Consider the following 1,392-nt stretch of genomic DNA (forward strand, 5'->3'; position numbering starts at 1 on the left):
ACCGCCGACCGCTCCCGCCGCACCCGCCGCCGAACCCCCCGACGCCGCCGCGACCAGCCCCACCGCGACCGCCACCGCCTCCGCGTCGTCCAGCAGCAGCGGCGCCACCGCCGCACCCGCCTCCAGCCGGTACCCGCCGACCGGCCCCGCCGTCGCCCGCACCGGATACTCCAGCGCCCGCAGCCGCTCCACGTCCCGCCGGACGGTCCGCACCGACACCCCCAGCCGCCGCGCCAGCTCCGGCCCGCTCCACTCCCGGCGCGCCTGCAACAGCCCCAGCAGCCGCAGCAGCCGCGCCGCCGTCCCCGACGCCCCGTCCAACGCGGCGGCCCCCGCCTCCGCACCGGCGTTCGGCCCGGCGGCTTCGGCTTCGGCTCCGGTCCCCGGTTCAACGTCCATGTCCTCCAGCATGCCCGCCAATGAGGACAGGATCTGACCGCATCGCCGCCTAGCGTCCCTCCCATGCACCCCAACGGACACCGGAAACTGCTCGGACACCACGACCGCCCCGACCAGCCGGACCAGCCCGGCGGCCCCGACCGCACCGGCGGCGCCGACGCCCAGAACGGGCTGCCGCGCGCCGACGCCATCACCATCACCGGAGCCCGCGAGCACAACCTGCGCGACCTCACCGTCGCGATCCCCAAGCACCGCCTCGTCGCGATCACCGGGGTGTCCGGATCGGGCAAGTCGTCCCTGGCGTTCGACACCCTGGCCGTCGAGTCCGACCGGCAGCTCGCCGAGACCCTGCCCTGGTTCGTCCGCGACCGGATGCCCCGCCGCCCCCGCCCCGACGCCGACCTCCTCGGCGGCCTCACCCCCGCCGTCGTCGTCGACCACCGGCCGCCGCGCGGCGGCGCCCGCTCCACCGTCGGCACCGCCACCGACATCCTGCCGGTGCTGCGCGTGCTGTTCTCACGGTGCGCCGAACCCGCCGCCGGGGAGGCCTCGGCGTTCTCCTTCAACGACCCCGAGGGGATGTGCCCGGCCTGCCAGGGCCTCGGCGCCGTCACCCGCCTGGACCTGGACGCCTTCCTCGACACCGCCCGGTCCCTCAACGACGGCGCGATCCGGTTCGAGCCGTGGGGCGTCGGCAGCTGGGTGTGGCAGACCCACGCCCGCTCCGGACTGTTCGACCCCGACCTGCCGCTGCGCGACTACACCCCCGAGCAGTGGCACACCCTCCTGCACGGCAAGGGCTTCAAGGTGAGCCGCGACGGGGGCGTCGGCGGCGACCGCGGCAACACCTACGAGGGGCTCGCCGACCGCTTCGAGCGCATGTACGTGCGCCGCGACCTCGCCGACCAGCCCGCCGCCCACCGCCGCGCCGTCGCCGCCGTCACCAGCCGCGGCACCTGCCCCGACTGCGGCGGCGACCGCCTCAACGCCGCC

General features: G+C 76.7%; 1 protein-coding gene and 1 pseudogene. One reads left to right on the forward strand and one right to left on the reverse strand.

Translation table 11 applies throughout. The features are described from left to right. Window positions 1–399, reverse strand: a 399-nt coding sequence (locus DZF91_RS23745; RefSeq protein ID WP_147341327.1) for a helix-turn-helix transcriptional regulator, incomplete at its 3' end; no start/stop codon positions are given. Window positions 400–462: 63 nt separating this feature from the next. Between DZF91_RS23745 and DZF91_RS23750 the strand changes: the two are divergent. Beyond that, window positions 463–1,392, forward strand: a pseudogene (locus DZF91_RS23750) (hypothetical protein); the annotation flags it as partial.

It is taken from the genome of Actinomadura logoneensis (assembly GCF_003428695.1).
Taxonomy (GTDB): Bacteria; Actinomycetota; Actinomycetes; order Streptosporangiales; family Streptosporangiaceae; genus Spirillospora; species Spirillospora logoneensis.